This window comes from Paenibacillus glucanolyticus (assembly GCF_037333485.1).
GTDB lineage: Bacteria > Bacillota > Bacilli > Paenibacillales > Paenibacillaceae > Paenibacillus_AQ > Paenibacillus_AQ glucanolyticus.
In genome coordinates, this window is sequence record NZ_CP147845.1 from 635,549 (window position 1) to 660,774 (window position 25,226).

The following is a 25,226-nucleotide window of genomic DNA, read 5'->3' on the forward strand; positions in this document are numbered from 1 at the left end:
GTGTCATTATTGTGGCCGACAGATGAATATCAAAAGGAAATTGAAGACATTATCATTCGCGGTGCCCAGACGGCAGCTACATTAGAGCAAATCATTCAGCTTGAGATTGGCGGATGGAGGACCTCCCCTAAGCGGAAATGGATGGAAATTGGAGAACTCTATTACCGTAATAAAACGGACATATTGGAGCGGCAGCGAACAGCGATTGGAGCTAGTGGCGCAAAAGAACCTGTCGGTAACTTAGCCAATAACAAGCTGGCTAATGCGTTTGTGCGTAAATTGGTTGACCAGAAGGTTGGTTATCTACTCGGGAAGCCGCTCAGCATTCAAACAGACAACCCAAAGTATGCCGATGCATGGGATGAGGTTTTTGACAGCGCAATGTACCGCCGAATGCAGTCCACTGGGAAAGAAGCTGTTAATAAAGGAATTGCTTGGTGGTTTGTCTTTTATAACGAAGAGGGTGATCTTTCCTTTCGAAAGATGCATTCAAAGGAAATCATTCCTCTTTGGGCTGACGAGGCGCATACGATTCTGGATGCGGTCATCAGGGACTATGAAGTGATCGTTTACGAGGGTTTACAGCGTAAGACTGTCCGGAAAATTGAATGGTGGGATACAAAGGGTGTTCGCCGTTATGTAGTGGATGGAACTGGCTTTGTACCAGATGTGGAAGCTGGGCCGGTCGGATCCCATTTCTCGGTGATTACTGGTGGTCAGGAACAATCGATGAATTGGGAACGCGTCCCCTTCATAGCATGGAAATACAACGAGGAAGAGCAACCCCTTGTCGAGATCATTAAATCTCTGGTCGATGACTACGACCGCAACAAATCCGACAATAGCAATAACCTGGAGGATTTGCCGGAATCGATCTACAAGGTCAAAAATTACAGCGGGACAGATCCAGCGGAGTTCCGAAAAAATCTTGCGCTATTCCGAACCGCCTTTGTAGATGGAGATGGTGATCTTGATACGTTGTCACTGGCGCTCAGTGTTGAAACCTACAAGACCCATATGGAACAGGCCCGCAAGGACATTTATGAGTTCGGCCGAGGCGTTGACACGCAAGGCGTGGATATTGGCAGCGCGCCCTCTGGAATCGCCTTAAAGTTTCTATATTCGGATCTTGATCTCGATGCCAGTCTCATGGAGACCGAGTTTCAGGCGTCGCTTGAGCAGCTTCGGTGGTTCGTCGATACGCATCTATATAACACAACAGAGGTTGATTACAGTGAAGAGGATGTTGAGTTTGTCTTCAACCGAGATATGCCGATTGATGAGGAAAGCATCATTCGTGGGATAAAAGACAGTATTGGTATTCTGTCAGACGAAACGCTTGTTGCACAACATCCTTGGGTTCGAGCTGTTCAGGCTGAGCTGGAGCGAATTCAGAAGCAAAAAGAGGAGTCTCTTGAGCGCATGGTCGCTTATGGCGGGCTTCCACCGAATACAACGCCTGATGCTACCAGTGAGGATGGCGATGATGAATGAAATCGGAAGATTACTGGGCGCGCCGGATGGAGGATTTGAACGAGGCTGAACTTCGAAAGGGAGAAGCCTACATCAAAACTCAGAATGCTGAGTTTGATAAAGCTATGACCAGTATCAGAAAGGAAACGGAAGACTGGTATGCTCGATTGGCAAAGAACAATGAAATTTCCATGGCAGAAGCCCGTAAGCTTTTGACGGATAATGAGCTCAAGGAATTTTACTGGACGGTGGATGATTACATTAAGGCTGGCCAGGAAAATGCTATCGATCAGCGATGGATGAAACAGCTTGAGAACGCCAGTGCCAAGGTCCATATCACCCGGTTAGAGGAGCTGCAAACAAAGCTGCAGCAGGAAGTCGAATTGCTGTCTGCCCGGCGAGTTAAAGGTTCAACCGAAGTACTAGGCGAAATCTACAAGGACGGATATTACAAAGGTATCTTCGAGGTACAGCGAGGTGTCGGAGAGGGCGTGCCATTTGCGCAACTCGATGCCCGTCAGATTGACAAGGTACTAGCAAAGCCTTGGGCCCCCGATGGCCGGAATTTCTCAGCTCGAATCTGGGGGGAACGAGACAAGCTATTGTCAGAGCTGCAGACGGTCCTTGAGCAGGATTTAATAGGCGGCGAGCCATCGGGTAAGGTGATCGCCAACTTTGCCAAACGCATGGGGGTTAGCAAGACTGTGGCCGAACGCTTAATCCTAACGGAATCTGCGTACTTTAGCGGCCAGTCCCGGATTGACGGGTATAAGCAGCAATGGGTTAAGGCCTACAAATTCGTAGCGACTTTGGACAAGCGGACGTCTGCTCAGTGCCGACGAATGGACGGTGAAGTAATCCTCTTGTCAGAGGCAAAGCCTGGAGTCAACTATCCCCCACTTCACGCCTATTGCCGATCGACCACCATTCCTTCCTTTGATGATGAAGTCGAGACAGGGCCTGGGGAGCGAGCTGCACGAGGGAACAGTGGGAAGACCTACAGTGTCTCTTCCAACATGACTTACAAGGATTGGACGGCCAAGCATGCACCCAAAGACGCCGAGAAGCCGCCTAGGGCGGCAGAACCGGAGCCGGTGACTCCGTCGGCGGTCAAAACAACAGCACCGGAGGACCCCGCAACGCTGCTGAGAACGAATGATAAACAGCCGATGCCGCTAACTCGTGGTGAAGAAGCTGCGGTAAGTCGGTATATTGGCGGGGAATCTTATGTTCTAAACGAAAAGCTTCGCCGCGGGCAGCCTCTTGAAAGCAGGGAGATGGAGTGGATTGAGGAGTTGGATAAAGTTCTCAATAAATTACCGCCATACGAAGGGGATGTTTCGAGGTCTCTGCATTTCTCTTCGGAGGAATCCCTCGAAGAGTTCATGGCAGACGTCAGGCCTGGAGCCGTGGTACAATATCCTCAATACATCTCGACAACAGCTGGGGCCATATACAATCCTGACGGACAGGTTCAAATGATTATTTTAGGGGCTCGACAAGGCCGCGACATCACATTGTACAATCCGGGGGAACAAGAAGTTTTGTATTGGAGAAATTTCGGATTCGAGGTCGTCAAGATGGAACAATTGAATGGTGTTTATTACATCTTCATGAGGGAGATGGAACAATGAGTGAAAAGAAAAAAATGTTCTCTGATTCACGCTGGAATGATACATCGAAGCCGAAAATAATTGGCTATCGGGATATCACGGAGGAGGAAGAGGAGAAATATAGCAAGATGGCCCAGGAGTTTCTGCGGAAAAAGGGAGTTATAAAGAAAGACAAATAAAGACATTCACGCTTAGGCGAGGGTGTCTTTTTATTATGTCTTGGGAGGTGCCACATGCCGAAACGTTATAAAAAAAGTGTCTATATAGAGGTCCTGGAATTCATTAATACACCTGATAATCACCAGGAAATTATTGATTTTACAGGGCTACCGATATCTGTGGAATACACCAGCGATGGTGTGCAGCAACTCCGGGTGATTCGTGGTGCCTACAGCGTCTTAGTAGCCAAACTAGGCGAGTGCATAGTCAAAGAGGCAGATGGATTTCTTCGGGTCTACACCAAAGAAGCGCTGGAGTTAGAATATGAACTCATGGTAACTGAAAGTTGACGGGCTCCGGATGAGACTGCTGGGGCCTATGTATTACCCTACTCGCGGTCGGAGTATATCGACCGGCTCCCCTTAGCTGGAGAGCAGCTATAAAAATCTATGGAGGCTGATGATAAATGGATTGGTTAAAAGAGTTGTTGAAGAACGCTGGGTTTGATGAGTCGAAGATTGACGCCCTGATCGGTGACGTGAATAAGGAGCTGCCGAAACATTTCGTACCGAAGTCGCAATATAATGATGTCGTCGATGCCCGCAAGAAAGCAGAGAAGGAAGTGACGGATCGAGATAAGCAACTGGAGGACCTAACGAAATCCAGCGGCGATGCAGATGCACTTAAGCAGCAGATCCAAAAGCTCCAAGAAGACAACAAGACGGCCAAGGAAAAGTATGAGGCCGAAGCCAAAGCGTTGAAGCTCAGCACGGCAGTCAAGCTGGCTCTTGCTGGCAAAGTACATGATCCTGATATTGTAACGGGACTGCTTAACACGGATCTGATCCAGTTGGACGACAATGGGAATGTTACAGCTGGATTGGACGACCAGATCAAAGCCCTGCAGACGAGCAAGGCTTTTTTGTTTGTCCCTGAAGACAAAGGCAATGGTCAGTTCCAATTCCGCGGGGCAAATCCATCTGAAGGAGGCGGGGGAGGAAACGGTGGGGGATCCGGCGACAACAAGGCGGCTGACTTCGGAAAACGCATCGCGGACTTTGCGAAATCTAATGCGGCAACGAGTGATGCACAAAAATCTTATTTTGGAGAGTGATAAGGAATGAAATTTGTACAGACCGATTATGGCAACCGGAAAGAAATCCTCAAATTCCCGGATCATTACGTGAACATGCCAATGACCGTGGATAACACCGGCATAACTGCCAATGCTGACGGGAAAAAGATTGTACCTGCCGGCACTATTATGGGTGGTGGCGTACTAACAGATAGCTCGAAGTTGGCTACCAAAGCGAATGGTAGTACTGCAGAAGGTGTGTTGTTTTATGACGTGGACGTGACCTACGGACCGGCACCGGGGGCGTTGACGATTCATGGTTTCGTTGACCTGCAGAAGTTGCCGGAAGCGCCGACCGAAGAAGCAATAGGGGCCCTCAAACAAATTACATTCATCGCCTAATTGGCGGAAAGGAGCAATTTACATGCCTAGCATTTTTGATTATGTGACAGCGTCAGCCATTGCCTCGTATGTCACCAACAATCCAAGCAATAACATTCCTTACCTCGGAGCAACCCTGTTCCCTGCGCGGAAGAAACTCGGACTTGATCTGTCGTGGATCAAGGGAGCCCGTGGCGTCCCGGTGTCTCTGCAACCGTCCGCATTCGATGCCAAAGCTACGCTCCGTGACCGGATCGGCTTCAAGAAAGTTGAAACGGAGATGCCGTTTTTCCGTGAAGCGATGAGGCTTGGAGAAAAAGATCGTCAGGAATTGCTTCGTCTTCAGGATAATACCAATGACCAATATATCATGCCGTTATTGACTCAGATATTTGATGATCGAGCACAGCTTGTAGCCGGTGCTCAGGTTATTCCAGAAAGGATGATCATGCAACTCCTATCGAGTGGGCTAATCCGTATCACATCGGATGAAACGCGCCAGGACTACGATTACAATTATGGATTTGCGGGAAGTCACAAAGAAATCCTAGCCGGTTCTGCCGTTTGGTCCGATCCAAACAGCGTACCAATTGAAGACATTCAGCGTTGGAAACGGATCATCAATCAGGACACTGGCGCCACGATAACCCGAGCGATTTGTACGGAGAAAACATGGGGTTATTTGATGCAGCACCCGGCTATTCGGCTGGACATGAACCCAGTCGGCGGCCAAAACATTATTATGACGGATGAACTGCTGCGAGCATATCTGCTCAACAAATTGAAAATTAGGGTTTCTGTGTATAACAAAATTTACGCACTACAGGATGGCACCACACATCAATTCTTCCCGGACGACTTCTTTACACTGATTCCGGACGGAAACCTCGGAACCACTTGGTATGGCACAACGCCGGAAGAGGCAGATTTGATGGCCGGTGCAACGTCCGCTGAGGTATCCATTGTCAACACAGGTGTAGCGATTACCACGATTAAGGAGCCACACCCGGTTAACGTAGAATCGATCGTTTCCGAGATCGTACTTCCATCGTTCGAGACCATGGATACAGTGTTTATTGCGAGAGTGGCAGTATAGGGAGGGGCATCAGCCTCTCCTATTTCTTTTGACTAGAAAGGAGAATGAATGTGGCAAAGAAAAACGAAAATACAGTAGCTGATCAAGTGCAAACCGAACTGACGGTCGAGGAGGGCAACCGAGGACCTGCCCCGACTCCGGAAACACAGCCGGCACAAAATCCGTCAGTTGCATCCGGAGATGGATCCCCCCCAACAGCGAAACAAAAGAAAACGATCCGAGCAGTGTTTCTGACAAACTGCACCCATAATCGTGATCGATATCAGGCAGAACAAAAGGTAAATCTGCCGGAGGATGTTTTCAATGAATTGCTACAAGCCAAAGCAATTCGACCGCTAGGGGAGTAGTGCGGATGATTACCGCTCCTGACGTATGGCCTCTTGTCAAATTACGATTGGGGCTGGAGAACGATACCCACAAGTCGCTTGCAGAATTATACATTGAGGAGCTTGGTCAGCGGATCCGGCACGATATCAATCAACAGCGGATTCCCGATGGCTTGTTACACACTTGGGCTGCGATGGCGTCAGCTGCACTGTCTGCGGAACAAGGACAGATATTGTTCCCGCTGCCTGAGCAGGTTAAGGCGCAGGAGGTATCAATTGGAGATACATCGGTCAAGACGTCTTTGGTGACACCAGTTGCCCCTCCAAGGCCGACCGTGGCCGTTATGGATCAAGTAGTCTTTGATTACCGGATTGACCTTAACCACTATCGAAAGCTGAGGTGGTGACCTTTGATCGACCATAATGAGTACCGCCAGGCCATTGAACAGATGTATGAGTACCGCGCCACGATCAGCCGGCATGTCTACGTGAAGGACCCGAAAACCAAAGAAGAAAAGCAGGTGCTTGAAGAGGTATACCTGAATCAGCCCTGCAAGCTGTCACAAACCGGACTAGCAAAAAACGGCCAGGGTGAGGATGCTAACATTCTGCAATATGATGCCAAACTGTTTATAGCTCCGGAACTAGAAATAAAGCAGGGGGATTTAATCAGCGTGACGCGAGTGGCAACGGGCCGGGCAACGGTGTATAGCGCCGGAGAACCGTTCCCGCCTTATCAATCACACCAGGAGATAAACCTGACGGCAAAGGACTGGGCGTAATGGGGAAGCTCGGGAGCTTTGATTTTTCCGAGTTTGTTAAATTTTCGGGCAATCTCAAAGCCATGAAAAAAGCTTGGCCGGGGTTTGTGAGGGAGTGTGTGGCCGAGCTGGCGAACCGGTTGTTGGCCGAGGTTGTCCCCCGCACGCCAGTCCGAGACGCGGCAGACGGCGGGGATCTTCGACGCAGTTGGACAATCGGGCAGGTGATAATGACGGCAGACGGGGGAGCTGAGATCGAGGTGTTCAACCCTGTTTATTATTCGGCCTACGTTGAATATGGCCATCGGACCCCGAATCACGAAGGATGGGTGGAGGGACGGTTCATGATGACCCTTTCCGCTCAAAAGCTGGAGCGCGAAATACCCTGGATCCTGGAGCGCAAGCTTGATAAATTTCTCAAAAAATATATCAGGAGGTAGTGCCGTGCAGATAACCTATAATGTTGTGCGGTATGCGGTGCACGCTGCCCTGGACATAGCCTTCCCAGACATTCCCCTATCCGGCGAAGAGATCAAGCAGAATCTTGATCCACCTCGCTTTTTTGTGCGCTTGTTAGAACCGGCCCATACGCAAGAGCTTGGTTGCCGATACCGCCGGGATCATCCCTTCGTGATTCGATACTTTGCCCAGACGCGGACCAACGAGGAAATGTACACGATGGCTGAGCAGCTGACATCGGCCCTTAAATGGATCAATGTTGGCAGCCGGGGATGGACAGGCCAAGGCATGAATTTTCATATCATTGATGATGTGCTGCATTTCTTTGTGACGTATAGTCTGCTTGTCTGGGAGCAGCCACCAGACGATCCAAAGATGCAGACACTCGTACAGGAGGGAAATGTAAATGAGTAAGCGAGAGGAAAAGGAAGTGGTTGTGCCCGCTTCTGCACCATTAGCTGAATCGGCGTACGAAAAGGCGCAATTTTTGGTGTCAAGCCGATATACTCCAGCGCAGCGTGACATCTTAGCTGCCGTACTGGAGGATGGAAAGAGTTATACAGACAACCAGGCTAAACAAGCACTGGAGACGTATCTGAGAAAGGAGTTGAAGTAAGATGGCAGGAGGAACATGGGTAACACAAAACAAAGTCAGACCGGGTACCTATATCAATTTTAAGGCGCGCCCGCAGCCGCTCGGCTCCCTGGGCGACCGGGGAATCGCGGCATATCCGGCGGCACTGCCTTGGGGGGATCCTGCAGGCGTGATTGTCCTGGAAGCTTCGGAATTTATGGATAAATCTCTTGAGCTCGTCGGTTTCCGTGCAACAGATCCGCGTATCCGTCATATTACCTCAGCTGTGAATAATGCTAGTACCGTTTTGCTGTACCGTCTCGGCGGATCTGGCGCAGTCAAAGCCAAAATAACGGAAGGGACCTTGACGGCAACTGCCAAGTGGGGCGGCAGCCGAGGGAACGACCTGCAGGTTGTGATACAGAGCAATATCGATGATCCGGCGGCGTTTGATGTCATCACACTCCTGGATGGCGAAGAGGTCGATTTACAGACGGTTACCGTAATCGAAGAGTTGCAAGCGAGCGTCTTTATCGATTGGTCCGGTTCAGGCGCGTTGACAACAACAGCTGGTGTGAAGCTTGCCGGGGGGACGGACGGGACCGCCAGCGGAGCAGATTTCTCGGCAGCCCTTAGCGCCTTCGAAGCGTATCAATTCAATGTCTTGGGTGTTCCTTTGGATGATTCGACGAGCAAGCAGCTGACCGCGGCTTACGTACGTCGGCAGCGGGAAGAGGAAGGAAAGAAAATCCAAGCGGTACTGGTAGATTATGCAACGGCAGACTACGAGGGTATTATCAGCTTGCGGAACGGTGTTATCACTTCTGACGGGCTGCAGGTGTCACCTGAAATGCTGCTGTGGGAAATCGCAGCGATGCAGGCAGCGGCCAACGTGAACGAGTCGCTCACCTATGCGGCCATTCCTAACGCCGTTGATGCTTTTCCTCGCCTGACCAACAGTGAGACGATCACAGCTCTCAAAAACGGTGAATTGGTCATCACGGCCACAAACGGAGCTGCAGTGATCGAACAGGATATCAACACGTTGACGAGCTTCACGCCAGATCGCAGCAGGGCCTTTTCGAAGAATCGGGTCATTCGGGTCCTGGATAGTTTGGGTAACGATATCAAGCGGATTTTTGATCAGTTCTACATTGGAAAGGTATCCAACAACGATGATGGCCGCGCATTGCTGAAAGCAGAGATCGTATCCTACCTGAATACCCTGCAAGGGCTTGGCGCGATCCAGAACTTTGACAGTCAAACCGATATTGCTGTTGCACCAGGTGCTGATGTGGACGCTGTACTGGTTGAGCTGAGTATCCAGCCGGTAGACAGCATCGAGAAAATCTACATGACTGTGGAGGTGGTATAAGATGGCTTTTTTCCGCGAACAAGACGCAATTAGTGGTAAGTATGCGAAAGCTTATGCGACTATCGATGGTCGCGTTTTGGAATTATTTTATGCAAAATCGCTTGAATCGACTATTGAAAAAAATAAAGTGGACGTCCCAGTCCTTGGCAAGACCAATACACCGCAGCGATCCGCAGGATGGGTTGGAACAGGGACGATGACGGTTTACTATGTGAGTTCTGTATTTCGTCAACTTATGCGCAAATACATTCAGACCGGCGAGGACTTTTGGTTTGACTTGATGGTCACCAATGAGCAGCCAGGCAGCTCGACAGGAAAGCAAACGGCTATGCTGATTGGCTGTAACGTGGACAGCGTAGTCGCTGCACAATTTGATGCCACCAGCGATGACATGTTAGAAGAAGAAATCCCGTTCACGTTCCATGATTACGATATTCAGGATCAATTTAGCGAAATTACAGGTAGATGACAAAAAGGCGCAGCCGATAAGGTTGCGCCACTCTTATTCTAAAATATGGAGGATGATGATATATGAACCTGCAAGACTTTCTGAATGCTAACCCGGTGGACAACTTAACTGAAGATGTGTCTATCTCTCCGCGATTTAAGGACGAGAAAGGGAATCCCTTAAAATTCACGATTAAAGCCATGACCCCGGGTGAATTTGAGGACATCCGAAAAAAAGCGACTCAAATCAAAAAGGGCAAGAAGGTTGAATTTGATAATCAATTATTTAATCTCAGCATTGCGATCAATCATACAGTCAGTCCCGATTTTCGGAATGCCGAATCTATTAAAAAGCTCGGTGTGGCAACTCCGGAAGATTATGTTCAAAAGGTGCTGCTGGCTGGCGAACTCTCCACGTTGGTCCAAAAAATCAACGAATTGAGCGGTTTTGATGTAGCGATGAATGACCTGGTGGAAGAGGTAAAAAACTAATCAATGAGGGCGATGCTGACGCGAATTATGCGTACTACGCCCTCCATGAGCTGCATATTCTTCCACACCAACTCATGGCGATGACGGTCCGGGAACGGGCTGTGGTTTATGCTATGATTTCGGTTCGAATTGATAAGGAGAAAAAAGAAGCGAGAAAGAGAAGAAAAAAATAGAATTATTAACCATTATGATGTACGATATGGGTAAATATTCCCATGTATATAGGAGCGTGATAATGGTGTGGTTATTGCTTTTCATAGTTGCGATTTTTATCGGAGCTATAGTCGTTCTTGTGAATCAGGCAAGGAAAAACAAGAAGATCAAGCAAGAAGCTATAGGCCGTGGAGCTTACGATGGTGTTGTTTGTAAACATATCGAAGGTCTAGGGATTGGTGATAAAGCATGTAATGTACTTGCATTTGATAATGAAATTCAAGTTGAGGCGGCTAATAAATCTACCTTCAGAATTCCAATTGAACGTGTAAGAGCTTTTGTTACAAAAAGCCAACAGGAATTTGAGGATGTAGATCGGAGCGTTGTAGGAAGAGCTGTTGTGGGTACCTTATTGGTTCCTGGTTTGGGGACTATTGTTGGTGGGATGTCTGGATTGAAAAATAAAAAGAAAAAGAAAGGTGGAAAAAGCTTTTATTTAATCATTAACTACGTTGATGCCAGTGGGGAATTAAAAGGGGTAACATTTCAGGATGATTTAAACATTACGCGTCTTACCTCTTTCACGAAGGCAGTGAATGATAAATTATCCTCGAAATCGTACGGTCAAGTAATTGATTTATAAATCGTTAAAGACGCCTGCTAAGGCGTCTTTTTTGTTGGTAAAGGAGGTTATCCAGTGCCGACTATTGCAACCCATCTGAATATGATGACTAACTTTAGTGGCCCCCTCAAGGCAGCAATTCGTCAGACTAATACAGCTATCTCCGCTATGGAAAATTTGAGACGAGTAGTAGAGCGACCAACGCATGCTGATATTGATGTCACTTTGGACTCCTCCCAGGCAATGCAAGAAGCACGACAGGTAAACCAGGAGGTATCAAGGCGTTTAGGCACCATTACTGGTGAAGTTGAAATAGATGTAACGACGCAAGTTACCAACGCCATAGGGCGGCTTGATGGTCCAATCAATCGCGTACGCTCAGAAATTGACCGATTGGCTGATGTTATACAATCACAGAACCAGCAATCTTCAGGGAACGGGGGTTCAGACGGAGGAGGAGTTATCCTTGGCTCCGGTGGATTTATTGCAGCGCTAGCAGGTGTTCTAGGCGCTGGTGCCCTTGTTAATAGCTCTGTAGGGGGCGCAATGGAGCAACAACAGTTACAAGGCACCCTTCAAGCTCAAGTTGGCATTGATGATACGCAAGCGGCTATGATGGCCCAACAGGTTCAAGGAGTTTGGGCAGCTGGGTGGGGCGAGTCCCTTGCAATGGTCAATAACGATATGGCAACTGTACGTCAAAACCTAAGCGGATTGTCTCAAGAAGCTTCCAAGGCGTATACCGAATCTGCGTATGCTGTTCAGCAAGTAGCCAAGGGACAGACCGACATCCAAGAGTTATCCAAAGTAACGCGGACGCTTATGGCTAACTTTGAAGGCTTGGGCGAGACTCAAGCCCTTGACCTCATTACTACAGGATTCCAGCGAGGCGGGGATTACGCCAACGATATGTTGGACACCATCAACGAATATGCTGTTCACTTCGCAGGTCTCGGCATGTCACCGGAACAAATGTTCTCAACTCTCATTTCGGCGAGCCAAGAGGGGGCCTGGAATTTAGACAAGGTAGGGGATGCTGCGAAGGAAAGCTTTATTCGTCTTCAGGACCTCTCTGATTCCAGTAGAGAAGGTCTTCAAGCCCTCGGGCTGGATGCGAACCAGGTGGCAGCAGATATTGCAGCTGGAGGTGACTCGGCAAATCGAGCTTATCAAGCTACATTGCTAGCTCTCGGGAATATGGATAATGCGCTAGACAGAAATACAGTTGGCGTCAAATTATTCGGCACCCAATGGGAGGATATGGAAGACTCAGTAATTCTGGCCATGGCAGCAGGGCAAAAAGGTCTTGGAGAGTTTGAAGGAGCGACCGCCAAAGCTATGGAAGCTTTACAAAACAATGGAGCATTCCAAATGGAACAATTGAAACGCAATTTCGCCTTGGGCTTTGCTGAGGCTGGGCGTGGGTCTGTCGAGGCACTTTCTCCGTTATTAACAATGCTTAATGATGCGTTTCAAGCAGGGAAATTTCAGCCGTTCTTTGATGGGTTGTCTAATGTTTTGACATTTACACTAGAGTTGATTGGTTTACTTGTTGAGAATGCCCTTTGGCTTTCGAATACAATCGTCGAGAATTGGTCAGGGATCAGTCCGATTGTATGGGGGATTGTTGCCGCATTAGGCGCTTACTGGTTGATGACTCAAGGTATAACGTTGGCTCTACAAGTCGCTAAGCTAGCGCAAATTGCTTTTAACGCAGCCATGAGCGCAAATCCTTATGTTCTTGTAGCGATGCTTCTTATTGGAATCGTCACCGCTTTGATTACACTTTGGAACACTAATGACGAGTTTGCAGCTGGGTTTTTGAGAGCCTGGAACGGGATCCTAAACTTCTTCGATCAGATACCGATCTTCTTCACATGGGTCGGTAATGGAATCGCCTCGGCTTTTGATTGGGCGAAAGTAGAAACCCTTAAAATCGTGGACTCAATGGCCAATGGGGTCATAGATCGGATTAACTGGCTGATTGAGAAGCTTAAAAATATTGTTCCAGGTCTAGCCATTGACACACTTGGACATTTAGAACTATCCGGAAACGCTGCAGTTGAGGCAGAAGCAGCGAGACAGTCAAGAGCTGCAAACTTGGAGTCAATGCAGCAAGACGCAGCAGGCAAAGCAGCTGAACGCGAAGCGAACGTCCAGAAGTTTTTGGGTGATCGTGAATCCAAGCGTGCTAAGGAAGCCGCTGAAAAGGCTGCACAGGAGGCGGCGCAAAAAGCTGCAGAAGAAGCGGCTAAACAAGCAGCGGAGGCCGCGAAAAATCAGCAGTTAGGCAGCGTTCCAGGGTCAGGTTCAAGCTTACCAAGCAGGGTAACAACTCCGCAGCTGCCTACTATTGGCGTGGGAGACAAGGACATTGGCAAAGTGGGCAAGGTGGGCCAGGTCGATAAAATCAAGGATAAAGTGGATATTTCCAGCGAGGATCTCAAGATGCTGCGGGAGCTTGCGGAGATGAAGAACATCCAGAACAACGTTACTCTACAGCCATCGATCAGCTTTGGTGACACACACGTCCGAAACGAAAGCGATATTAATACCATTGTTGCCCACATTACGGAGAAGTTGGAGCAAGATATTGCTTCCTCGGTTGATGCCGCGTATACGTAAGGAGGATGGTAATGCGAGTATATGGAGTTGAACTGAGTTACAACAACAAGGAAGAGGTGCTGCAGCTACCGATTAACCCCTCCGAAATGGAAGTCGGCGAAACCGGGAAAGGCAGTACTTACGATGTGGTGGGCCTAGGGGAGATTAACGTGATCAAAGATCGACAGCTGACAACCTATGGCTTTAGTGGCCTATTCCCGGCCCAATGGTACCCCTTTGTAACTACAGATGATCTGCTGCATCCGGTAGAGTATATCAAGATGATTGAAAAGTGGATGACGACCAAACGGCCCATTCGCTTTATTTTTACCTCGGACACCTATGACATCAACACACCAGCCAGCATTGAGTCTTTTACCTGGCGTGAAGTTGCTGGCAGCGGCGGGGATATCGAGTATACGCTGCAGCTAAAAAAATACGTATTTTACGCGGCCCGGAAAATTGTTAAGGAATCGACAAATGGAGGCGGCCGCGTCCAGAAGAAGAAAGCGGCGGCTCGGCCGAATGACAAACAGCAGCCGAAGACGTACACCATGGTTGCTGGTGACAGCCTATGGAAAGTCGCACAGATGAAGCTTGGGAATGGGGCGCGCTGGAAGGAAATCCAGCAGCTTAACGGAATCAAGGACGCCGAACTTAAGCGGCTTCCGATTGGGAAGGTGTTGAAGTTGCCATGACGCTGGATGTGAAAATCTTGAATCGGCAGGGCACCGGTAATGAGTGGGATGTAAGCGAAATCGTTGAGGGCTTAAGCTGGAAGACATCCCGGATCGGCAAGGCTGGCAGTGTCTCCTTCACGATGGTTAAAGGCTCCCCGTTTGAATCATCCGATTTTACGTACAACAACGGCGATATCGTGCGGATCCGAGTCGATAAAACAAACATTTTCCACGGTTACATTTTCAGCATTGACGAGGGCCGAGACGAGGCGGTCACCATCACGGCGTATGATCAGATCCGCTATCTCATGAATACGGACACTTACGTTTTTAAAGGGGTGACGGCCACGGAGATCCTACAGCGGATCGCGAAAGATTTCAACTTGAAACTGGGGAGCGTAGTCGATACAGGATACAAAATTCTGACGATGTCCGAGGATGGCCAGAAGATGCTCGACATCGTTTGCAAGGGAATAACCATTACCTATGCAAACACCGGTCGAGACTACTGCTTGTATGATGATTTTGGGTCGTTGTGCCTGCGCGGTATCAATGATGTGGAGTTGGATTTGATTGTCGGTGACGGCAGCCTGATGTATGACTATGAGATCAAACGGTCTATCGATAGCGATTCCTATAATCAGATTAAGCTGTACAAAGATAATAAGAAGACCGGCAAGCGCGAGATTTATATGGCCAAGGACAGCGCCAATATTAAGCGCTGGGGTGTGTTGCAGCTCTATGAGTCTGTAGACGAAGACATGAACAAGGCACAGATTAATGCACTACTAAGTAAACTGGCGACGTTGAAAAACCGGGAAACGAAATCACTGAAGGTGAACGCCTTGGGTGACATTCGTGTGCGTGCGGGTATGCGCGTCCGAATCGTCATATCTGAATACGGCGTCGATCAGGCCCTATTGGTTGATGAATGTTCGCACGATTTTGATGGAGCTGCCCATACCATGTCATTAGATCTAAGGGTGGTGTAAGATGGCAGATCTACTCAATACATTAAAAAAAGCTGCTGTAAGTGCAGTGGCTGCGGGGAATCCAACCGTGGTCATGTTCGGTACGGTGAGCAGTGCAGATCCGCTGGAGGTAAACGTTGATCAACGGTTTACGCTTCCTGCGGATTTTTTGATTGTTCCGGAATCCTTAATTCATTTCGAAATAGATTTTCACCATGACCATGAGTATACAGATGACACCGGCACCGGATCCAGCACGAAAAAAACCGAGTCCGCCCTGCCGGTTAAACCTATCGTCATCCGCCGAGGGCTGAAGGTAGGCGATAAGCTGCTGATGATGAGGGTCCAGGGTGGACAGAAATTCATTATTTTGGACAGGGTGGTGGATGCATGATCCCAGAAACAGACGAAAATCTGCTAGATGAGTCCTTGGAGGATCGGCCACAGCCCTCCCTTACCTGGCACATTGATTTTGATAAAGGGCGGATCATCGGCAAAACCGACGGGCTTGTCGCCATCCAGCAGGCGGTCTTTAAGGTCTTCCAGACGTATCGCTTTTGGTACGACATTTATAGTTTTGACTATGGGCATGAGCTGACGTTATTGCTGGGTAGCAGCCCCGAATTCGTTCAGTCTGAGGCGACTCGGATGGTCCAGGAGGCGCTTTTGCCTGATGACCGAATCGAGGCTGTGGACAACGTAGAAGCCGTGATCAACGGCGATCAGATTATCATCCGATTTACAGTAGTGACAGTGTACGGCAGTTTTGAGCAGGAGGTGAGCCGAATTGTATGAGCACATGACCTATGACTTTATTTTGCAGCGAATGCTCTCCCGGGTCCCAGATACGCTTGATAAGAGGGAAGGTAGTGTCATTTATGATGCCTGTGCGCCAGCAGCGGCCGAGCTGACGCAAATGTATATCGAGCTGGATGTCAACTACAATCTATCATTCGTGGATACGGCTAGCGGAGAGTACCTGAGCCGGAATACAGCGGAATTCGGCGTTAACCGAGCTGGGGCGTCACCGGTTGAGCGCAAGGGAATGTTTTATAACTCGGCCAATGCACTTATGGACGTGCCTCTTGGCGGCCGTTACGCCATAGGCGATCTAACCTTTTTTGTTAAGGAAAAGATCAGCATCGGAACGTTTAAAATGGCCTGCGAGACACCGGGCACGGTCGGCAATGAACAGTTTGGGACACTCTTGCCGATTGACTACGTGGCTAATCTGGCCAGGGCGGAGCTGGTTGAAGTGCTAGTCCCAGGTGAGGACGAGGAGCCGGACGATCTCTTGCGCGAACGCTTTTATGCAGCGGTCAATGAACCGGCTTTTGGCGGTAACGTTGCCGATTACAAACAGCGTGTCAATAGCATTCCCGGCGTAGGGGCGACCAAGGTCTATCCGGTCTGGCAGGGCGGGAGCACCGTCAAGTGCACCATCATTGCCGCTGACTGGGAGCCGCCTTCTCCTACCTTGGTTAACGAGGTACAAACGATTATAGACCCTACCGTCAACCAAGGAATGGGTGTCGGCCAGGCGCCAATTGATCATATAGTGACGATCACGGGGGTGGCCGGGATTACGATCAATGTCGAGACGACTCTGACCCTAGCGAATGGAGTAACACCAGGCCAGATCCAGGCAGACGTTGAGGCTGTCATCGCATCCTATCTGCTTGAGCTCCGCAAGGACTGGTCCAATCAAGCGCAGCTGGTTGTAAGGAGCGCACAGATCGATGCACGCATCTTGGCAGTCACCGGCGTTGAGGACGTCACCGGCACGTTAATTAATGGATCGGCAGCCAATCTGACGCTGGGCAACGATGAGGTGCCGGAGATGGGGACGGTGTTGATCCATGGCTGATAGTCGTATCCTTATACACTTACCTGACTTTTTTGGAGAGATCGAGGATTTCGTGGAGCTCGACGAAACGGAGACAATTGAACTGGATCTACTCCAGGGCGCGGTAGACCAACTCTTTAATGACCAATTTGTTGATACGTCCGGACTACAGGCTATCAAACGGAGGGAGCAAATGCTGGGCATCCAGGCGGACCCGGCGACGGAAACGCTGGATTTCCGCCGTCGCCGCATCCTGAACCGCTATCAGACGAAGCCGCCGTTTACCATCCGATACCTGCAGCAGCAGCTTGATATGCTGGTCGGACCTGGAATGACTATCGTCTCCCGTGATCCTGAAAAACGTTTGCTTACGGTGACGGCCAACATTGATAACGCCAGCGTTTTCCGCGAGGTTCTCCACACGATCGAGACGATCAAGCCGGCGAACATGGTCTACCAGCAAAACACAGCGCTTGAAGGCGGGATTGAACTGAAAAGTCATTTGAAGATGAAGGAAATGATTTGGAACTATAAGCTCGACGGAACGTGGAAACTTGGGGAAAAGCCGTTTCTTTCTTATGGACCGGAGGTGTCGATTAAATGATAACAGCTGGCCTTTTACATGGTGTTGCGGAATACGTCAATAGCTGTGTCGCAAAGGTGGTCATCAACGGAACTTACACTATCACGGATTTTGAGGTCAAGGCGGTTACGGATAACGTGCTTGCGCTCAATTACATCGTGCCAGTGGCGGAAGTCTCGCTGATCACGTTGGTCGAGCTGAAAGACGCGGCGGATAATGTGTTGACATCCGATCTGGTAAATGTCCCAATAGTGGCAGATCATTTGATGCTACAGACGATTGAAGTGAAGGAGGCAAAGTAACATGGCAAGAACAGACTGGGGGCCTGACGACGAGGTAAAGCCTACAGACATGAATGGAATAGGACAGGAAATTATTGATTTGCAGAATGCTATAGAGGCTGGTGGAGAGGCACTTAAGGAAGTCTCTGATCGAGCAGTACCGGCCATGAACAGACTCGAAAATAACTATAAAGGCCCCGAAGCTCCCATTAGTGATTATCCTGAAGGAGTTACGGTTTTTTATGTTGGTGCCGGAACAGGAGGGCAAGGGGCAGCATGGAGGACTGCGACAGGATCAACCGAGGGATTTGGTTTTGTAAAGACTATCCGAGTTGGAACAGGCGGTTATCAGATATATACGGAAATGTATACCGGTACAGACTCAACCAATACAACAAACAATAAGCAGTACAAACGTGTGAAACGAGATTCAAACGCGTTTTGGCAGCCATTTGAACGTATTCTGGATCTGAGTGATTACAATGCTCTTTCTGCGCCAGACTACATTAAACAGCCTGCCTATATTGAGGTTAGGGGGACATCCAGTGGCTATATCACTATCACCCCTCCTGACCCTATGTTGAAATTCATCGATGGTGAAGGGATAGTATTAAGAATTCTAGAAGAGGGTTCGCAACCTCCTGGCATCATTCTCCCCGTATCCCCGACGGTTACCCAGAATTTCCCGCTGCTCAATACCGATGGTAGTGAGATGCTGATGGACCAGCTTAAAAAAGGGGGGACATATGTCTTCAGATACACGGTTGGTTATGGCTTTAGGTTGGAAGGTAACCCTTATGGAGGCTTATCCGCCAAGAATACGGTACAAATTCAGCCCTCCATTGATATGACAGAAGTGCTGGCTCTGCCTTTTACCCATACTCTTGTCCGGCCCTACGGAAAAATGTTTCGGATCGGGATTCACTATGAGATCATATCGAATGGGCAAAGACAGAGTGGTTTTCAGATTCAAATTCGTTACCCGACATACACCGGCAGCGGAACCTTGAATGTAGTAGACGGAAATGTAGTCTACCCTCCGAACCATTATTCTTTACCAACTTTTACGGTAGTAGCCACTACATCAGGTCCGGTACCGGAGAATGACAGCATACGTATTGTTGCGTTTAGTAATTCACAAATTACGGCAAGAGTTTACGCAATCATTGAGGAGGTCTAAGTTGCTATGGCTGAATTTGTACTACCACCCATGTTACCTACTCTAAGGGATCTGACCACTACTACTTTGTTTTCAAGAGCAAGCTGGCAAGCAACTCTAACGCGCTATGAATTGGATTATTACGATCCAATAAAATTGTATGAAGGTACATGCATTGTAATTCGCCCTTTGGTCTCGAATTCTAAGGCGGATCCCAAGCTATATCACTTTAGTTTTGGTGAGATTCCTCTACAGACTTCTGCACTTACAGGTTTTTCTGTTAACAGTCTCAAGATGGGGGGCGTATACACCTTCAGGTATGCAGGAGGAATTTTCATTTCGCAAGGGGTGTAAGGAAGAAGAATATAACAATCTGTGAAGTGCCCCTGGGTGGTCCAGGAGCCTTTTAATTGACAGAGACAGGGGGAAGAAGGGTGGACAGAGTACAAACAGAAATGCTTCAGCGGATCACCAGAGTGGAAACCAAGGTGGATAACATGGATGAGAAGTTGGACAGGGCGATTAATGCTAACGAGACAGCAATCAAAGCATTACACGAAGCAGAAACGGCACATGACAGGCTAGATAAAATTGAAGACGGTCAAAAATGGCTCTGGCGTACATTTGCCGGGGCTTTTGTTTTGGCAATAGCAGCTTTTATTATTGCTGGTGGACTTAAATAAAATTGAGAGGATGAATGTATATGGAATGGAACATGATTTTTGAATTGATAGATCCGCGGTTGCTTATCGTAGTGGCTACATGTTGGGTTATTGGTGGCATATTGAAGAAAACTCCAAAGGTTCCGGATTGGAGCATCGTCTACATTGTTCTGATCGTTGCTGTCTGGTTGACGATCGGTTTGCTTGGATGGTCGGTTGAAGCTTTAATTCAAGGCATCCTGGCCGGAGCCTTTGCTGTGTTGGGTCATCAGGCGGTTAAGCAAACGAAGGAAGGGATCAAGTCATGAAGAAGGTATGGATAGACGCAGGTCATGGCGGCAAGGATCCGGGAGCAGTCGGGAATGGTTTGCGGGAAAAGGATATTGTTCTAACCGTATCCCTCGGAGTCAAGGAGAGGCTTGAACGTGATTACGAGGGTGTGAAGGTGTTTCTTTCCCGGTCAACGGATGTATTCCTAGAGCTCAAAGAGCGGACCGATGCAGCTAATAAAGCCGGGGCTGACATCTTGGTGTCCATCCATTGCAACGCTGGGGGCGGCGCTGGCGGGTTCGAGTCTTTCAGGTACACCAATGCTTTAGCAGCTTCTCGGTCATTGCAGAACGTGCTGCATACCGAGATTATGGGAGCATTGAAACCGTTTGGTGTAATCGATCGTGGCCAGAAAGCGGCGAACCTGCACATGTGCCGTGAATCTAAGATGCCGGCAGTCCTATCTGAAAACTTGTTTATTGATGTGACAACTGATGTGGCCAAGCTTAAGCGGCAGGAAGTTATTGACGCATTGATCGTCGGGCATGTCTCAGGGATTGCGAAGTATTTGGGCCTTAAAAAGAAGAAAGATGCAGTTGTCGCGAATGATAAGGTGAATGTTACAGTGAACGGGAAACGGATCAAGGACGGAAAGCTAGTGAACGGTGTAACCTATGTACCTCTCCGGGCTGTTGGTGATGCGCTTGGTGCAAAAATTGGTTTCGACAACAAAACCAAGACAGCCACACTCGACAAAAAATAGTCTTCGTAGATATTTTGAATTTAACAAAAAAACACCCCTGCTTGAAATGCTCCAGCAGGGGTGATATTGGAGTGGATGAAGATGAATTACGATGAAAGATTAAACAAGATGGAAAGTCAAATTATCGAGTTAAAATTCCAATTGAAAATAATGCAATCCATCGTTATGTGTAAGCCGCCGGAATGGGCAGAAGCTGCTTTAAAAACAGCTCGAGAAAATGGCATGCATGAATCCCCATACGGTGGAGGCTTGGATTATTATAGATTAATTTCGTATCTCAATGCAAAGGGAATCTTGTGACATCATCCCAACAAATCTTTTAGATTGGATGCTATCGTCTCAATTTCATCCATGGACTTAAAATCCTCCTGTTGATATTTTGATTTTATATATCATTCTATAGTAATGATAGGCAAATGGCGATATGACATAATCATAATACAAACAGATCGAGGATATAAATGTGGTCCGTCCCTGGGTAGTAATACCGCCAGGATCGTGGAATTGGAGAAGCAGCTGCAGGTAATTGAGTCTGAGGATTAGTATTTATAGTATAATTCGAATCAGTTATACTGATTCAGCCCATTACCGACCACGTTATGGAGCAATCTGCGCAAAAAGAGCTCAGTTGGCACCTTAGCCGCTGAGCTCTTTTTATCGTTAAGGGAATAAACTTGCTCGTAAGTGTTAGAATCACCTGAAGATGGGCTTAAAGGATAACACAAATGAATAATTTTGAATATGTTAATGTTAGAACGATGCAATATGAGTTGGGGACAAATTTGGTCCCTTTTTTTAAAACCCCGCTGGCTTAGGCTGGTGGGGTTCTTTTTTACGTTCTGGGCTTATTAACAATTGCACAAAAAAATTACCAGTTTGTGTTGCTTTAAATACTGTTTTCCATGAAATATAATGTCAATAACAATGTTCTATCAAAGTAGCGTTCTGAAAAAAAGACGGGGGTAAAGTTATGAATAAGACATTTCTATTTATTTTAGGGATAATGCTTCTTTTAATATTAATCTATTTATTTGCGAAATAATTTCCAATTACATTTAATAACAAATATGCTAATATTTTAATATAACCATTACATAGGTGAGAAATTATTTCAACTCGGAGGTTATATTATGAAAAGAATGTTAGCATTATTTTTAGGAGTTATGCTTGCACTAGGCTCAGTCTTTGTTGCTCAAGAAACAGTAAGTGCAGATCAAAATACCAAAATTACTCCGGAAAGTTATATCAGCTATCTTTCTGATAAAATCAATGCTGGGGAAGAAGATGTTCAGACAACATTACAGCAATTCAAGGCTTTGACTACAGAGGAACAAAATGCTTTTTTGGAATTCCTTCAGTCAGATGATTATTCTCAAATTTTATTGAATGAAACAGAATCTACTGAAATTAATTGGGATGAGACCAATCTCGAGGTTCCAGTAAAATTATCTCTTGAAGAGAAAACCACTTCATCCCCTGGAAATTCCACATTTGCAGCAACATCTGCTATGGTTACAAAATCGAGAGGCATCTCTGTATTCGGAATCGAAACCACAACGTTAACTGTGGAGCTCTATTATACTCATAATGGAACTAAAGCAACATCTGCAAACGATGTAGTTATGGGCCATAAAAATAATAATCCTGCTTTTTGGGTCACTCCGCAATCTTCCGAGAAATACCTTGATGGAACTGGCTATGCCATTGGCAGAGCTACCTGGACTGTTGCTTCGACGGGCACAGTAGGGGGCTTATCAAGCACATATCATATATGGGTTAAGGATAGTAATGGCAAACATGGTTATTGGAAATATAGTTGGAATCATCATAATGGCGGTTCAAATAACTGGACCAAAATATAGCCTACAGAATTAAAAACTTTAAATAATGGTTATAGCAATAAGATCAGTCTTACTAGTTTCTCTCACTGGCTAGTAAGACTGATTGTTTTCATTTGGTAATGGGTAGTTAATATGGAAGAGGCCAATTTGCACCACAAATTTACTTTAAGAGTAAAAGACCCTACCAGTTAAGTACTGGTTGGGTATTTTTTATCTTTATTACGCCCCTTTAGCCAATCGTATAGCGCTCGTGATTGTTGTGGAGTGTAGAAATTCTTGAAGAACTCCATACTGATTGCCATGTCGGACATATCCAAATATTCTTGTAGTAAATCCTCTGCAACATAAAAATAAAATTCTCCATGTGCGTTAAACGTAGTGAACCGAATCTGTTCCATCTTCTTGATCCTTCCTAGGCATGTTTACACGTATTTTACCTCATAGTTTCTTATACCCAAAACTCAAGAAAATTCCGCATAAGTTGACCAAAACAACTATGTAACAACGTGACAACGTAACTACCTCATTATAAAAATCCCAAAAATGTATTCTGCACGATTGTTCAGGAGGGCCCTGGTAATTTTAGTGGTGACTTTTCCCTTAAATGATAATAATCCCCGCAAGAGGAAGGTATTTAGACCTATTTGTCGAATTATAATACTAAAATATACGACAAAGGGAGTAAACAATGAATTTAAATTACTTTATCGAGTCGATGCCCAATATTGATTCTAATCAAAGTTTACGAGAACCACAGGTTGATGCTTATCGTGCAGTGTATAAACATTTTGTAAACGATAAAAAGAAAGAGCACTCAATTATTGTTCTTCCAACAGGAGTTGGAAAAACAGGATTAATGGGGATTCTTCCATTTGGTATTTCATTTGGGCGCGTTTTAATTGTGACCCCTCAACTTGTTATAAAAGATGCAGTTTTAGATTCCCTCGACCCTGAACATCCTAGGAATTTTTGGCTTGCAAGAAATATCTTTGAGAAGTATGAAGATTTGCCTTCTGTAATTGAATATGATCGTAAGACAAGCGATTGGGAGTTACAAGAAGCCAACATAGTTATACTTAATATTCAAAAGTTACAAGAGAGATTGGATAGCTCACTTATAAATAGAGTTCCTTCTAATTTTTTTGATGTAATAATTATTGACGAAGCTCATCACTCCACTGCTCCAACGTGGGAAACTTCAATGGAATTCTTTTCAGATGCTAAAGTCATTAAGTTAACAGGTACCCCATTTAGGACAGATGGTGAAAAAATAGAGGGTGAATTTGTTTACAAATATCCACTAAGTAAAGCAATGGCAAAAGGGTTTGTGAAGAGTTTAGAGAGAATTCACTATATACCCGATCAAATTTTCCTAACACTCAATAAAAAGGATGATACTGTTTATTCCCTTGAACAAATTCGAGATATGAATTTAAAGGATGAGGATTGGGTGACAAAATCTATCGCCTATTCAAAGGAGTGTAGTATCAAGGTTGTAGAGGAGAGTATTAAGATTCTCGAAGAAAAAAGAAAAACTGGTATACCGCATAAGATAATTGCCGTTGCTTGCAGTATTTGGCATGCCGAGCAAATACAAGAGCTATATGAGCAGCAGGGTTTAGACGTTTCCCTAGTACATAGTAAGTTAAAAAAAGATGAATTAGCAGTAAGATTAAAATCAATCGAAAATCATAAGGTTCAGGTTGTAATTCATGTAGCAAAACTCGGAGAAGGTTATGACCATAAATACTTATCGATAGCGGCTATATTTAGACCATTTAGATCACAACTTCCATACGAACAATTTGTTGGAAGGGTGCTAAGATCAATTGATGCTGAAGAAGTTGTTTCTCCCGAGGATAATATTGCTTGTGTGGTACATCATAAAGAATTGGGATTAGATAAGTTGTGGGAGTTCTACAAAAATGAAAAAAAGAAAAGTGACGTCATTAAGTACCTAGATCGCAGTGAAGAATCTTTTGAACGTTTAACCAAAGCTAGGGTTGAAAAGCAAACTGGAGACGTGATTGAAGATGGAATAGGAATTACTGAGAAGGATATTTTTATTGGAACAGAACTACTAGAAGAACGAGAGAGACGTATTAATGAAGAACATCAAAAGTTAAATCAATTAAAAGAGTTACTACCTAACTTACCGGATGAAACTCTAAGACAAATGATCCGCCGAGAAGAAGAAGGAGAACCAAGTGCTAAGATTCTTCGACCAGATAAATTCTTGTACCGGAAGAAAAGAGATTTGGATGACAGGATAAAAAAAGAAATGGTCCCTGAAATAATTTTGCAATATAATATCTCTAATGAAGGAAATGAACTGAGCAACTCGAAGTTATTCACAGGGAAATATAGTTGGCTCCTCAAAAGAGTGCAAAGTAATACTGGTTTAATAGCTGCATACATTGAGAAGAGAGTAAATGATCTTGTAGGAAATCATGACCGAAATACGTGGAAACCAGAGGAGTACGACGCTGCAAAACAACATGCAGAAGATGTGTTTATTCTTATACAGAAGATACTGGATTCCGAATTGAAAAAGGAGTAG

Annotated in this window: 33 protein-coding genes; all 33 read left to right on the top strand. The window is 46.5% G+C overall.

Annotation, left to right across the window (positions count from 1 at the left end; all coding sequences use genetic code 11):
* A complete protein-coding gene (locus WDY75_RS02910) occupies positions 1-1,494 on the top strand; it encodes a phage portal protein (RefSeq protein WP_156515027.1) in 1,494 nt (497 codons plus the stop codon).
* Entirely contained in the window at positions 1,491-3,107 is a 1,617-nt protein-coding gene (locus WDY75_RS02915; protein WP_063477911.1) for a minor capsid protein, read from the top strand. Before WDY75_RS02910 ends, WDY75_RS02915 begins: the two co-directional genes overlap by 4 nt.
* Entirely contained in the window at positions 3,104-3,265 is a 162-nt protein-coding gene (locus tag WDY75_RS02920; RefSeq protein WP_156515026.1) for a hypothetical protein, read from the top strand. Before WDY75_RS02915 ends, WDY75_RS02920 begins: the two co-directional genes overlap by 4 nt.
* A 54-nt stretch (positions 3,266-3,319) precedes the next feature.
* Entirely contained in the window at positions 3,320-3,595 is a 276-nt protein-coding gene (locus WDY75_RS02925; protein ID WP_063477910.1) for a hypothetical protein, read from the top strand.
* Positions 3,596-3,711: 116 nt separating this feature from the next.
* Complete coding sequence (locus WDY75_RS02930) at positions 3,712-4,359, top strand: phage scaffolding protein (protein WP_063477909.1); 648 nt, start codon at positions 3,712-3,714, stop codon at positions 4,357-4,359.
* A gap of 6 nt (positions 4,360-4,365) precedes the next feature.
* A complete protein-coding gene (locus tag WDY75_RS02935) occupies positions 4,366-4,722 on the top strand; it encodes a hypothetical protein (RefSeq protein WP_063477908.1) in 357 nt (118 codons plus the stop codon).
* 22 nt (positions 4,723-4,744) lie between these two features.
* The gene (locus tag WDY75_RS02940; RefSeq protein WP_063477907.1) at positions 4,745-5,797 is read left to right on the top strand and encodes a major capsid protein; all 1,053 of its coding nucleotides are present in this window, start codon (positions 4,745-4,747) and stop codon (positions 5,795-5,797) included.
* A 50-nt stretch (positions 5,798-5,847) separates the two neighbouring features.
* Positions 5,848-6,144, top strand: a complete 297-nt coding sequence (locus WDY75_RS02945; RefSeq protein ID WP_063477906.1) for a hypothetical protein — start codon at positions 5,848-5,850, stop codon at positions 6,142-6,144.
* Between the two features lie 5 nt (positions 6,145-6,149).
* Complete coding sequence (locus WDY75_RS02950; RefSeq protein WP_063477905.1) at positions 6,150-6,530, top strand: hypothetical protein; 381 nt, start codon at positions 6,150-6,152, stop codon at positions 6,528-6,530.
* Between the two features lie 3 nt (positions 6,531-6,533).
* Positions 6,534-6,905, top strand: coding sequence for an ABC transporter ATP-binding protein (locus WDY75_RS02955; protein ID WP_082834258.1), 372 nt, complete (start codon positions 6,534-6,536; stop codon positions 6,903-6,905).
* On the top strand, positions 6,905-7,324 hold the full coding sequence (locus WDY75_RS02960) for an HK97 gp10 family phage protein (protein WP_063477904.1): 420 nt from the start codon (positions 6,905-6,907) through the stop codon (positions 7,322-7,324). Before WDY75_RS02955 ends, WDY75_RS02960 begins: the two co-directional genes overlap by 1 nt.
* 4 nt (positions 7,325-7,328) lie before the next feature.
* Positions 7,329-7,757: a DUF6838 family protein gene (locus WDY75_RS02965; RefSeq protein ID WP_063477903.1), complete on the top strand. Its 429-nt coding sequence runs from the start codon at positions 7,329-7,331 to the stop codon at positions 7,755-7,757.
* Positions 7,750-7,959, top strand: coding sequence for a hypothetical protein (locus WDY75_RS02970; protein ID WP_063477902.1), 210 nt, complete (start codon positions 7,750-7,752; stop codon positions 7,957-7,959). Before WDY75_RS02965 ends, WDY75_RS02970 begins: the two co-directional genes overlap by 8 nt.
* A 1-nt stretch (position 7,960) precedes the next feature.
* Positions 7,961-9,292 carry a phage tail sheath family protein gene (locus tag WDY75_RS02975; protein WP_063477901.1) on the top strand — a complete coding sequence of 444 codons (1,332 nt, stop codon included), beginning with the start codon at positions 7,961-7,963 and terminating at the stop codon, positions 9,290-9,292.
* 1 nt (position 9,293) lies between these two features.
* Complete coding sequence (locus WDY75_RS02980; RefSeq protein ID WP_063477900.1) at positions 9,294-9,761, top strand: phage tail tube protein; 468 nt, start codon at positions 9,294-9,296, stop codon at positions 9,759-9,761.
* Between the two features lie 62 nt (positions 9,762-9,823).
* Complete coding sequence (locus WDY75_RS02985) at positions 9,824-10,231, top strand: phage tail assembly chaperone (RefSeq protein WP_063477899.1); 408 nt, start codon at positions 9,824-9,826, stop codon at positions 10,229-10,231.
* 235 nt (positions 10,232-10,466) lie between these two features.
* Complete coding sequence (locus WDY75_RS02990) at positions 10,467-11,027, top strand: hypothetical protein (protein ID WP_063477898.1); 561 nt, start codon at positions 10,467-10,469, stop codon at positions 11,025-11,027.
* A gap of 54 nt (positions 11,028-11,081) precedes the next feature.
* Positions 11,082-13,631: a phage tail tape measure protein gene (locus WDY75_RS02995; RefSeq protein WP_063477897.1), complete on the top strand. Its 2,550-nt coding sequence runs from the start codon at positions 11,082-11,084 to the stop codon at positions 13,629-13,631.
* A gap of 11 nt (positions 13,632-13,642) precedes the next feature.
* The gene (locus tag WDY75_RS03000) at positions 13,643-14,308 is read left to right on the top strand and encodes a LysM peptidoglycan-binding domain-containing protein (RefSeq protein ID WP_063477896.1); all 666 of its coding nucleotides are present in this window, start codon (positions 13,643-13,645) and stop codon (positions 14,306-14,308) included.
* Positions 14,305-15,282, top strand: coding sequence for a hypothetical protein (locus tag WDY75_RS03005; protein ID WP_063477895.1), 978 nt, complete (start codon positions 14,305-14,307; stop codon positions 15,280-15,282). The genes WDY75_RS03000 and WDY75_RS03005 overlap by 4 nt, the downstream gene beginning before the upstream one ends.
* Position 15,283: 1 nt before the next feature.
* Positions 15,284-15,655: a DUF2577 domain-containing protein gene (locus WDY75_RS03010; protein WP_063477894.1), complete on the top strand. Its 372-nt coding sequence runs from the start codon at positions 15,284-15,286 to the stop codon at positions 15,653-15,655.
* A complete protein-coding gene (locus WDY75_RS03015; RefSeq protein WP_063477893.1) occupies positions 15,652-16,056 on the top strand; it encodes a DUF2634 domain-containing protein in 405 nt (134 codons plus the stop codon). Before WDY75_RS03010 ends, WDY75_RS03015 begins: the two co-directional genes overlap by 4 nt.
* Complete coding sequence (locus WDY75_RS03020) at positions 16,049-17,128, top strand: baseplate J/gp47 family protein (RefSeq protein WP_063477892.1); 1,080 nt, start codon at positions 16,049-16,051, stop codon at positions 17,126-17,128. Before WDY75_RS03015 ends, WDY75_RS03020 begins: the two co-directional genes overlap by 8 nt.
* Entirely contained in the window at positions 17,121-17,711 is a 591-nt protein-coding gene (locus WDY75_RS03025) for a putative phage tail protein (RefSeq protein WP_063477891.1), read from the top strand. Before WDY75_RS03020 ends, WDY75_RS03025 begins: the two co-directional genes overlap by 8 nt.
* Positions 17,708-17,992 (top strand): hypothetical protein, encoded by a 285-nt coding sequence (locus tag WDY75_RS03030; RefSeq protein WP_063477890.1) that lies wholly within the window; start codon positions 17,708-17,710, stop codon positions 17,990-17,992. The genes WDY75_RS03025 and WDY75_RS03030 overlap by 4 nt, the downstream gene beginning before the upstream one ends.
* Before the next feature lies 1 nt (position 17,993).
* Entirely contained in the window at positions 17,994-19,151 is a 1,158-nt protein-coding gene (locus WDY75_RS03035) for a hypothetical protein (protein ID WP_063477889.1), read from the top strand.
* Positions 19,152-19,157: 6 nt separating this feature from the next.
* Positions 19,158-19,484, top strand: coding sequence for a hypothetical protein (locus tag WDY75_RS03040; RefSeq protein WP_063477888.1), 327 nt, complete (start codon positions 19,158-19,160; stop codon positions 19,482-19,484).
* Positions 19,485-19,564: 80 nt separating this feature from the next.
* Positions 19,565-19,813, top strand: coding sequence for a hemolysin XhlA family protein (locus WDY75_RS03045; protein WP_063477887.1), 249 nt, complete (start codon positions 19,565-19,567; stop codon positions 19,811-19,813).
* Positions 19,814-19,833: 20 nt separating this feature from the next.
* On the top strand, positions 19,834-20,100 hold the full coding sequence (locus tag WDY75_RS03050; RefSeq protein WP_063477886.1) for a phage holin family protein: 267 nt from the start codon (positions 19,834-19,836) through the stop codon (positions 20,098-20,100).
* Positions 20,097-20,825 (top strand): N-acetylmuramoyl-L-alanine amidase, encoded by a 729-nt coding sequence (locus WDY75_RS03055; RefSeq protein WP_063477885.1) that lies wholly within the window; start codon positions 20,097-20,099, stop codon positions 20,823-20,825. Before WDY75_RS03050 ends, WDY75_RS03055 begins: the two co-directional genes overlap by 4 nt.
* 81 nt (positions 20,826-20,906) lie before the next feature.
* Positions 20,907-21,125: a hypothetical protein gene (locus WDY75_RS03060; RefSeq protein ID WP_063477884.1), complete on the top strand. Its 219-nt coding sequence runs from the start codon at positions 20,907-20,909 to the stop codon at positions 21,123-21,125.
* Between the two features lie 830 nt (positions 21,126-21,955).
* Positions 21,956-22,687, top strand: a complete 732-nt coding sequence (locus WDY75_RS03065; protein ID WP_063477883.1) for a hypothetical protein — start codon at positions 21,956-21,958, stop codon at positions 22,685-22,687.
* 667 nt (positions 22,688-23,354) lie between these two features.
* Positions 23,355-25,226 carry a DEAD/DEAH box helicase gene (locus WDY75_RS03070; RefSeq protein ID WP_063477881.1) on the top strand — a complete coding sequence of 624 codons (1,872 nt, stop codon included), beginning with the start codon at positions 23,355-23,357 and terminating at the stop codon, positions 25,224-25,226.

What these genes read in the sequence shown, in the direction of transcription:
- WDY75_RS02915 (WP_063477911.1), top strand. Translation starts at nt 1,491, where the DNA reads ATGAAATCGGAAGATTACTGGGCGCGCCGGATGGAGGATTTGAACGAG.
- WDY75_RS02920 (WP_156515026.1), top strand. Translation starts at nt 3,104, where the DNA reads ATGAGTGAAAAGAAAAAAATGTTCTCTGATTCACGCTGGAATGATACA.
- WDY75_RS02925 (WP_063477910.1), top strand. Translation starts at nt 3,320, where the DNA reads ATGCCGAAACGTTATAAAAAAAGTGTCTATATAGAGGTCCTGGAATTC.
- WDY75_RS02930 (WP_063477909.1), top strand. Translation starts at nt 3,712, where the DNA reads ATGGATTGGTTAAAAGAGTTGTTGAAGAACGCTGGGTTTGATGAGTCG.
- WDY75_RS02935 (WP_063477908.1), top strand. Translation starts at nt 4,366, where the DNA reads ATGAAATTTGTACAGACCGATTATGGCAACCGGAAAGAAATCCTCAAA.
- WDY75_RS02940 (WP_063477907.1), top strand. Translation starts at nt 4,745, where the DNA reads ATGCCTAGCATTTTTGATTATGTGACAGCGTCAGCCATTGCCTCGTAT.
- WDY75_RS02950 (WP_063477905.1), top strand. Translation starts at nt 6,150, where the DNA reads ATGATTACCGCTCCTGACGTATGGCCTCTTGTCAAATTACGATTGGGG.
- WDY75_RS02960 (WP_063477904.1), top strand. Translation starts at nt 6,905, where the DNA reads ATGGGGAAGCTCGGGAGCTTTGATTTTTCCGAGTTTGTTAAATTTTCG.
- WDY75_RS02970 (WP_063477902.1), top strand. Translation starts at nt 7,750, where the DNA reads ATGAGTAAGCGAGAGGAAAAGGAAGTGGTTGTGCCCGCTTCTGCACCA.
- WDY75_RS02975 (WP_063477901.1), top strand. Translation starts at nt 7,961, where the DNA reads ATGGCAGGAGGAACATGGGTAACACAAAACAAAGTCAGACCGGGTACC.
- WDY75_RS02980 (WP_063477900.1), top strand. Translation starts at nt 9,294, where the DNA reads ATGGCTTTTTTCCGCGAACAAGACGCAATTAGTGGTAAGTATGCGAAA.
- WDY75_RS02985 (WP_063477899.1), top strand. Translation starts at nt 9,824, where the DNA reads ATGAACCTGCAAGACTTTCTGAATGCTAACCCGGTGGACAACTTAACT.
- WDY75_RS02990 (WP_063477898.1), top strand. Translation starts at nt 10,467, where the DNA reads ATGGTGTGGTTATTGCTTTTCATAGTTGCGATTTTTATCGGAGCTATA.
- WDY75_RS03000 (WP_063477896.1), top strand. Translation starts at nt 13,643, where the DNA reads ATGCGAGTATATGGAGTTGAACTGAGTTACAACAACAAGGAAGAGGTG.
- WDY75_RS03005 (WP_063477895.1), top strand. Translation starts at nt 14,305, where the DNA reads ATGACGCTGGATGTGAAAATCTTGAATCGGCAGGGCACCGGTAATGAG.
- WDY75_RS03010 (WP_063477894.1), top strand. Translation starts at nt 15,284, where the DNA reads ATGGCAGATCTACTCAATACATTAAAAAAAGCTGCTGTAAGTGCAGTG.
- WDY75_RS03015 (WP_063477893.1), top strand. Translation starts at nt 15,652, where the DNA reads ATGATCCCAGAAACAGACGAAAATCTGCTAGATGAGTCCTTGGAGGAT.
- WDY75_RS03025 (WP_063477891.1), top strand. Translation starts at nt 17,121, where the DNA reads ATGGCTGATAGTCGTATCCTTATACACTTACCTGACTTTTTTGGAGAG.
- WDY75_RS03030 (WP_063477890.1), top strand. Translation starts at nt 17,708, where the DNA reads ATGATAACAGCTGGCCTTTTACATGGTGTTGCGGAATACGTCAATAGC.
- WDY75_RS03035 (WP_063477889.1), top strand. Translation starts at nt 17,994, where the DNA reads ATGGCAAGAACAGACTGGGGGCCTGACGACGAGGTAAAGCCTACAGAC.
- WDY75_RS03040 (WP_063477888.1), top strand. Translation starts at nt 19,158, where the DNA reads ATGGCTGAATTTGTACTACCACCCATGTTACCTACTCTAAGGGATCTG.
- WDY75_RS03050 (WP_063477886.1), top strand. Translation starts at nt 19,834, where the DNA reads ATGGAATGGAACATGATTTTTGAATTGATAGATCCGCGGTTGCTTATC.
- WDY75_RS03055 (WP_063477885.1), top strand. Translation starts at nt 20,097, where the DNA reads ATGAAGAAGGTATGGATAGACGCAGGTCATGGCGGCAAGGATCCGGGA.
- WDY75_RS03060 (WP_063477884.1), top strand. Translation starts at nt 20,907, where the DNA reads ATGAATTACGATGAAAGATTAAACAAGATGGAAAGTCAAATTATCGAG.
- WDY75_RS03065 (WP_063477883.1), top strand. Translation starts at nt 21,956, where the DNA reads ATGAAAAGAATGTTAGCATTATTTTTAGGAGTTATGCTTGCACTAGGC.
- WDY75_RS03070 (WP_063477881.1), top strand. Translation starts at nt 23,355, where the DNA reads ATGAATTTAAATTACTTTATCGAGTCGATGCCCAATATTGATTCTAAT.